Consider the following 6,129-nt stretch of genomic DNA (forward strand, 5'->3'; position numbering starts at 1 on the left):
CAACAACGCGCTTCTCAACCGCCAGTCCCGCGTCCTGCGCGAGGACGGCAGCATGTATCACATTTGTACCCCCCAATGCCAAGCTCAACTCGGCCTCAGGGAAAAGTTTGTAGGCAAGGATGGCGGGGCCGCCGAGATGGACGGTCGCCCGCCGCGCCTGACTGATCTTGCGGACGCCATCGTCCGAAGCCTCGGTCGCATGCAGCACAAGCAGCGCCTGCCCGTCGCGCACCGCGGCCTCGACCTTGGCGGCGCCAAGAACGACGGCGCCCGCCTTGCGAGCAAGGCCAAGCATGCCCAGAGCGGATCTGGAAAGCAGCCCGTCGACCATGCCGCCAATGTCGGCCGGAACGGTCACCTGCGCCTTGAAAGCACGGGCAAACAGGTTCTTCGCCGCTGCCTTTTCGATATGTAGGCGATCGGCGGTGACCCAGCAACCGCGGCCAGGCAGATTTCTCTTGATGTCCGGAACGACGGCCGAATCCGGGCCGACGACGAAGCGGATCAGTTCATCCGCTTCGGCCTGCCTGCGCGTAACGATGCAAGTGCGATCGTTCATCTCGTCCACGGGCTTTGCGATTGGTGGTCACCTCACGCACCGACGGTTTCGTCGGCCGCGGCCTCTTCGGCGGCGAGTTCTTCCTCGGTGATCCAGCCGGCCTGCTTGCGGGCGGCAAGCACCATCTGCTCGGCCTCGGCGCGTGAGACGCCGTGGCTGGCGAGCACGCCCGGATACACCTTGGTCTCGCCGTCCTTGCGCTCTTTCCAGCCGATCAGGTCGTCCGCGGCATAACCGGCGAAGTCCTCGATGGTCTTCACGCCGTCCTCGCCGAGCGTCACCATCATGGCGGTGGTGATGCCGGGAATCTCGCGCAGCTCGTCCTTGACGCCCAGCGCCTTGCGCTTTTCGTCATGCTCGGCCTCGATCTTTTCCAGGTATTCGCGGGCGCGGGTCTGGATTTCCGAGGCGGTGTCCTCGTCGAAGCCATCGATCGAGGAGATTTCGTCCGAGTCGACATAGGCGACTTCCTCGACGCTGGTGAAGCCTTCGGAGGCGAGCACCTGGCCAACCATCTCGTCGACGTCGAGAGCTTCCATGAAAAGCGCCGAACGCTCGACGAATTCCTTCTGCCGACGCTCGCTCTCCTCCTGCTCGGTCAGGATGTCGATATCCCAGCCGGTGAGCTGCGAGGCGAGGCGCACGTTCTGGCCGCGACGACCGATGGCCAGCGACAGCTGGTCGTCCGGCACCACCACCTCGATGCGCTCGGCGTCCTCGTCGAGCACCACCTTGGCGACCTCGGCAGGCTGCAGCGCGTTGACGATGAAGGAAGCGGCCGAAGGCGACCACGGAATGATGTCGATCTTCTCGCCCTGCAACTCGCCGACAACCGCCTGGACGCGGCTGCCGCGCATGCCGACGCAGGCGCCGACCGGATCGATCGAGCTGTCGCGCGAGATGACGGCGATCTTGGCGCGCGAGCCCGGATCGCGGGCGACCGACTTGATCTCGATGATGCCGTCGTAGATTTCCGGCACTTCCATGGTGAAGAGCTTGGCCATGAACTGCGGATGGGTGCGCGACAGGAAGATCTGCGGCCCGCGCTGCTCGCGGCGCACGTCATAGACATAGGCCCGCACGCGGTCGCCATATTTGTAGTTCTCGCGCGGGATCAGCTCGTCGCGGCGGATGATCGCCTCGCCACGGCCGAGATCGACGATGACATTGCCGTATTCGACGCGCTTGACGGTGCCGTTGACGATCTCGCCGATGCGGTCCTTGTATTCGTCATACTGGCGATCACGCTCGGCCTCGCGCACCTTCTGCACGATGACCTGCTTGGCCGACTGGGCGGCGATGCGGCCGAAATCCATGGGCGGCAGCTGCTCGGCGATGAAGTCGCCGAGCTGGGCGTCGGGATTGCGCTCGCGCGCCGAGGAAAGCGCGATCTGCGTGGCGTAGTCCTCGACCTTCTCGACCACTTCCATCAGCCGCTGCAGCTTCATCTCGCCGGTGTTAGGGTTGATGTCGGCGCGGATGTTGGTCTCCTGGCCATAGCGGGAGCGCGCCGCCTTCTGGATCGCATCGGCCATGGCGGCGATGACGATCGACTTGTCGATCGACTTTTCACGCGCGACCGCGTCGGCGATCTGCAGCAGTTCAAGCCTGTTGGCGCTTACAACCATCGTCTTTCTCCCGATTTCGCGCCGGGCGCATGGCCCGGCTACTCAATCAACTTTCCTGTTCGGTTTCGTTTTCTTCGTCCGCGCCGGCGTCTTGCGCTTCGCCGCGGCGTTTCCTGGCTTCCTTGCGCGCCCGGTTGTCCTTCGACAGGGCATCGCGGATGAGATCGTCGGTCAGCACCAGCCGGGCCTCGGCGATCGCGTCGTAAGGCACGCGCACCGTCGGCTCCTCGCCATAGGCCGCCTTGTCGCGCTCGATAAGGATGCCGTCGGCGTCGGCCTCGGCGATCTTGCCCTTGAAGCGCTTGCGGTCGCTGACGAGAACCGACGTCTCGAGCTTGACCAGATGGCCGGTCCAGGTGGTGAAATCCGACTTGCGCACCAGCGGCCGGTCGATACCGGGCGAGGACACTTCGAGATGATACGCCTTTTCGATCGGATCCTCGACATCGAGCGCCGGCGACACGGCGCGGCTGACCTCTTCGCAATCCTCGACGGTCATCGTGCCGTCTTCGCGTTCGGCCATGATCTGCAGCGTCAACCCGTTCTGGCCGGTCAGTTGCACCCGCACGAGACGGAAGCCGATGGCCTTGAGCACCGGCTGCACGATCAGCGCAATGCGCGCATCGATGCCGCTTTCGCGGATGATACGGTCGTCGGCCTCGCTTGCCGCTGCAGTCATCAGATCCCTGTCGCTTTTTTGCGTTCCGGCCGGCGGGTAACAAAAAAGAGCGGGACCGGGTGGACCCACTCTTCGTCATACCGACCAAGAATTTGAGGTTGATATAGACGATTGCCGCCGGCGTTTCAAGCCTGCAGGCAAGGGCTTGCGGCGATGCCTATAATTGTCGCGGCCATCGCTGGGCTGCATGCATCACGGTGAGTATCTCGATCTCGTCGCCGACAACACGGTAGGGAATTATGTATGGGATATCGGCCAAGACCAGCTCTCGTGTCCCTTTCACCCGCCCGACGCGGCCCATCGCCGGATGTTCGGCAAGATTGTCCACGACAGAAACAATGCGGACGACGACCCGTGCAGCGGCTGTTGGATTGTCCTTTTCGATGAAAGCGCCAATCTGGTCGAGACGGCGCAGCGCGCGCTCCGTCCAGCGGATCCGCTTCATCGCCCGGAGGCCGGTTTGACGTATTTCGCTATGACGCCGGCCAGATCCTTCTCACTTGCAAATTCTCCTCGGTCGGCTTCCTCGAGGCCGGCCTCGATCTCGGCGAGTTGCCATTCTTCCCTGGCAACATAGTCTTCGATCGCCTGAGCCGCGACATAGGAACGAGAGCGATCAACCTTCTCCGCCAGTTGATCGAGCTTGGCCACGGTCTCATCGGGAAGTCGTACGGTGAAGGCACTCATAATCCTGTCTCCGCTCTGGTTCACTATGAATGTGATGGAACCAAGATGGTTCGTCAATGCACGCTTCCCAGTGGAAAATCCGGACACGTCGTGGAACTGCGGCAAGCGGTTTGGGAGCCGATAAGGCCTCGGGTCAGCGCTTTGTGGTGTGGCCGGCTTCCCAGGGAGCGGGCCGCTTGGCCAATTCCACCATATCGGGAACGGGGGCGACCGGGGCCGACAGAACGTCCATGAACTCCGCAAACCCTTCCGGGCTCATGCGGACAAGACGGTTGTCCATCAGCACATCCTCGGCCGCGCGCACGGCGGCATCGCGCACGAAATCCGTGCGGGACCGGCCTCGCAGACTGGCGGCGCGATCGACCATCGCCATGTCCGCTTCCGGCAGCCGTATCAAGATCGGGTATTCCTTGCGTTCGACCGGGTCGGCCATAACTGTCTCCGTACCGGCAATTCAGCGATTTGTAGCGCTAAATGTAATACAAAGGCACGGTCGCCACCTATCTCCGAATAAAGGTCAGATAAGCCGGCCGCCGTCCCTCGCGTATCGCCTTGGCCTCGTAACGCGTGCCGGGCCAACCCTCATAGGGTCGATGCCAATCCGCGGCCTCTCCAGCCTGCCACTCGAAGGCGCCGTGAGCGCGGCTGGCAAGCAGCGTCCAGTTGACATAGCTGTCGATGTCGGAGGCGAAGCGGAACCTGCCGCCCGGCTTCAGGACGCGGGCGAAGCGGCCGAGATTGGCGGCACCGACGAAGCGGCGCTTCCAGTGCTTCTTCTTCGGCCACGGATCGGGATAAAGCAGGTCAATGCCGTCGAGCGAGCCTGACGGCAGCCAGTCGAGCAGGCGCGTGGCGTCGTCGTCATAGACCCTGAGATTGGCAAGCGGCGCCTTGCCGAGCGCCGTCATCATCTTGGCCATGCCGTTGACGAAGGGCTCGACGCCGATGAAGCCGGTCCCCGGCGCTTCCTTGGCGCGGTGCAGGAGATGCTCGCCGCCGCCAAAGCCGATCTCCAGCTGAAGCGCCGAAACCTCGGCTTTGAACAAGGTCCTTAGATCCGCCGGCACTTCCGCCGTCAGGTCGAGCCGATATTCGCGCAAGCCGCTTTCGAGGGCGATCGCCTGCTGCGGGCGTATGGTCTTGCCGTGCCGGCGGCCGAAGAATCCTTCGGTCGCCCGGCTCGGCCTGTCCTTTGCGTTCGCTGGCGTCAGGCGGCGACGGCGTCCTTGAGCGCCTTGGCGAGATCGGTCTTCTCCCAGGAGAAGGAACCGTCGCGACCGGCCTTGCGGCCGAAATGGCCGTAGGACGAAGTTTTTGCGTAGATCGGCTTGTTGAGGTCGAGGTGACGGCGGATGCCCGACGGTGACAGGTCCATCACCTTGCGCAGCGCCTCTTCAAGCTTCGATTCGTCAACCTTGCCAGTGCCGTGCAGGTCGACATAGACCGACAGCGGCTGGGCGACACCGATGGCGTAGGAGAGTTGGATGGTGCAGCGGTCGGCGAGCTTGGCTGCCACCACGTTCTTGGCAAGGTAGCGCGCCGCATAGGCCGCCGAACGGTCGACCTTGGTGGTGTCCTTGCCCGAGAAGGCGCCGCCACCGTGCGGAGCCGCGCCGCCATAGGTGTCGACGATGATCTTGCGGCCGGTGAGGCCGGCGTCGCCGTCAGGCCCGCCGACGACGAACTTGCCGGTCGGGTTGATGTACCAGTTGCAGTCCTCGGCGATCTTCAGATCGCCAAGCGCCTCGCGGATATAGGGCTCGACCACCTTGCGGACCTTCTTGGAGTCCCAGCTCGCATCGAGATGCTGGGTGGAGAGCACGATCTGCGTGACCTCGGCCGCCTTGCCGTCGGCATAGCGCACAGTGACCTGGCTCTTGGCATCCGGGCCGAGCTTGCCGGCCTCGCCATTGCCTTCATGGCGCGCCGTCGCCAGCAATTCGAGAATCTTGTGGCTGTAATAGATCGGCGCCGGCATCAGGTCGGGCGTCTCCCGGCAGGCGTAGCCGAACATGATGCCCTGGTCGCCGGCGCCTTCCTCGCCCTGCCGGTCGGCAGCGTTGTCGACGCCCTGGCCGATATCGGGCGACTGGCCATGCAGCAGCACGTCGATCTTGGCGGTCTTCCAGTGGAAGCCGGACTGCTCGTAGCCGATCTCGCGGATCGCCTTGCGGGCAACCGACTTGAATTTGGTCGGGTTGACCACGGGGTGGCCGGACGCATCCTTGAGGATGTTGCCCGCCTTGTCCTTCTTCAAAAGCGTTTCGGGGACGCGGACCTCGCCGGCGATGACGACACGGTTGGTGGTGGCCAGCGTCTCGCAGGCGACGCGCACCTTCCACGGATCCATGCCCGTCTTCTTGGCTTCGCGATAGACCAGATCGACGATCTCGTCGGAGATACGGTCACAGACTTTGTCGGGATGGCCCTCGGAGACGGATTCCGAGGTGAAGAGATAATTCTGCCGCGTCACGGGTGTCCCCTCTTGAAAAAAGATCGGCAGGGCTGCCGATTTTGGCGCGCCACGTGTTAGCGGTGCCGGGCGCCGCTCGTCAAGCGGCGCGACGGTTCTGGCA

At 63.6% G+C, this 6,129-nt stretch carries 8 protein-coding genes; all 8 read right to left on the reverse strand.

The genetic code is table 11. The features are described from left to right. Positions 1 to 559 (reverse strand): RNA-binding protein (locus EOD07_RS18355; RefSeq protein ID WP_127236482.1); only part of this gene is annotated, 559 nt, incomplete at its 3' end. A 32-nt stretch (positions 560 to 591) separates the two neighbouring features. Continuing rightward, positions 592 to 2,187 (reverse strand): transcription termination factor NusA, encoded by a 1,596-nt coding sequence (gene nusA, locus EOD07_RS18360; protein ID WP_073989407.1) that lies wholly within the window; start codon positions 2,185 to 2,187, stop codon positions 592 to 594. Positions 2,188 to 2,233: 46 nt separating this feature from the next. Beyond that, on the reverse strand, positions 2,234 to 2,866 hold the full coding sequence (gene rimP / locus EOD07_RS18365) for a ribosome maturation factor RimP (protein ID WP_040985940.1): 633 nt from the start codon (positions 2,864 to 2,866) through the stop codon (positions 2,234 to 2,236). Positions 2,867 to 3,023: 157 nt separating this feature from the next. Continuing rightward, positions 3,024 to 3,311 carry a type II toxin-antitoxin system RelE/ParE family toxin gene (locus EOD07_RS18370; RefSeq protein ID WP_127236483.1) on the reverse strand — a complete coding sequence of 96 codons (288 nt, stop codon included), beginning with the start codon at positions 3,309 to 3,311 and terminating at the stop codon, positions 3,024 to 3,026. After that, entirely contained in the window at positions 3,308 to 3,556 is a 249-nt protein-coding gene (locus EOD07_RS18375) for a CopG family ribbon-helix-helix protein (RefSeq protein WP_040986247.1), read from the reverse strand. The genes EOD07_RS18370 and EOD07_RS18375 overlap by 4 nt, the downstream gene beginning before the upstream one ends. Before the next feature lie 130 nt (positions 3,557 to 3,686). After that, positions 3,687 to 3,986 (reverse strand): DUF1778 domain-containing protein, encoded by a 300-nt coding sequence (locus EOD07_RS18380; protein ID WP_127236484.1) that lies wholly within the window; start codon positions 3,984 to 3,986, stop codon positions 3,687 to 3,689. A 67-nt stretch (positions 3,987 to 4,053) separates the two neighbouring features. Next, a complete protein-coding gene (locus EOD07_RS18385) occupies positions 4,054 to 4,764 on the reverse strand; it encodes a tRNA (guanosine(46)-N(7))-methyltransferase TrmB (RefSeq protein ID WP_127236485.1) in 711 nt (236 codons plus the stop codon). After that, positions 4,761 to 6,026: a methionine adenosyltransferase gene (gene metK / locus EOD07_RS18390; RefSeq protein WP_127236486.1), complete on the reverse strand. Its 1,266-nt coding sequence runs from the start codon at positions 6,024 to 6,026 to the stop codon at positions 4,761 to 4,763. The genes EOD07_RS18385 and metK overlap by 4 nt, the downstream gene beginning before the upstream one ends. Between the last annotated feature and the right edge of the window lie 103 nt (positions 6,027 to 6,129).

The organism is Mesorhizobium sp. M2C.T.Ca.TU.002.02.1.1 (genome assembly GCF_003997225.1).

Excerpts from the sequence above, each read along its gene's own strand:
- nusA (WP_073989407.1), bottom strand. The coding sequence starts at position 2,187 with ATGGTTGTAAGCGCCAACAGGCTTGAACTGCTGCAGATCGCCGACGCG.
- rimP (WP_040985940.1), bottom strand. The coding sequence starts at position 2,866 with ATGACTGCAGCGGCAAGCGAGGCCGACGACCGTATCATCCGCGAAAGC.
- EOD07_RS18370 (WP_127236483.1), bottom strand. The coding sequence starts at position 3,311 with ATGAAGCGGATCCGCTGGACGGAGCGCGCGCTGCGCCGTCTCGACCAG.
- EOD07_RS18380 (WP_127236484.1), bottom strand. The coding sequence starts at position 3,986 with ATGGCCGACCCGGTCGAACGCAAGGAATACCCGATCTTGATACGGCTG.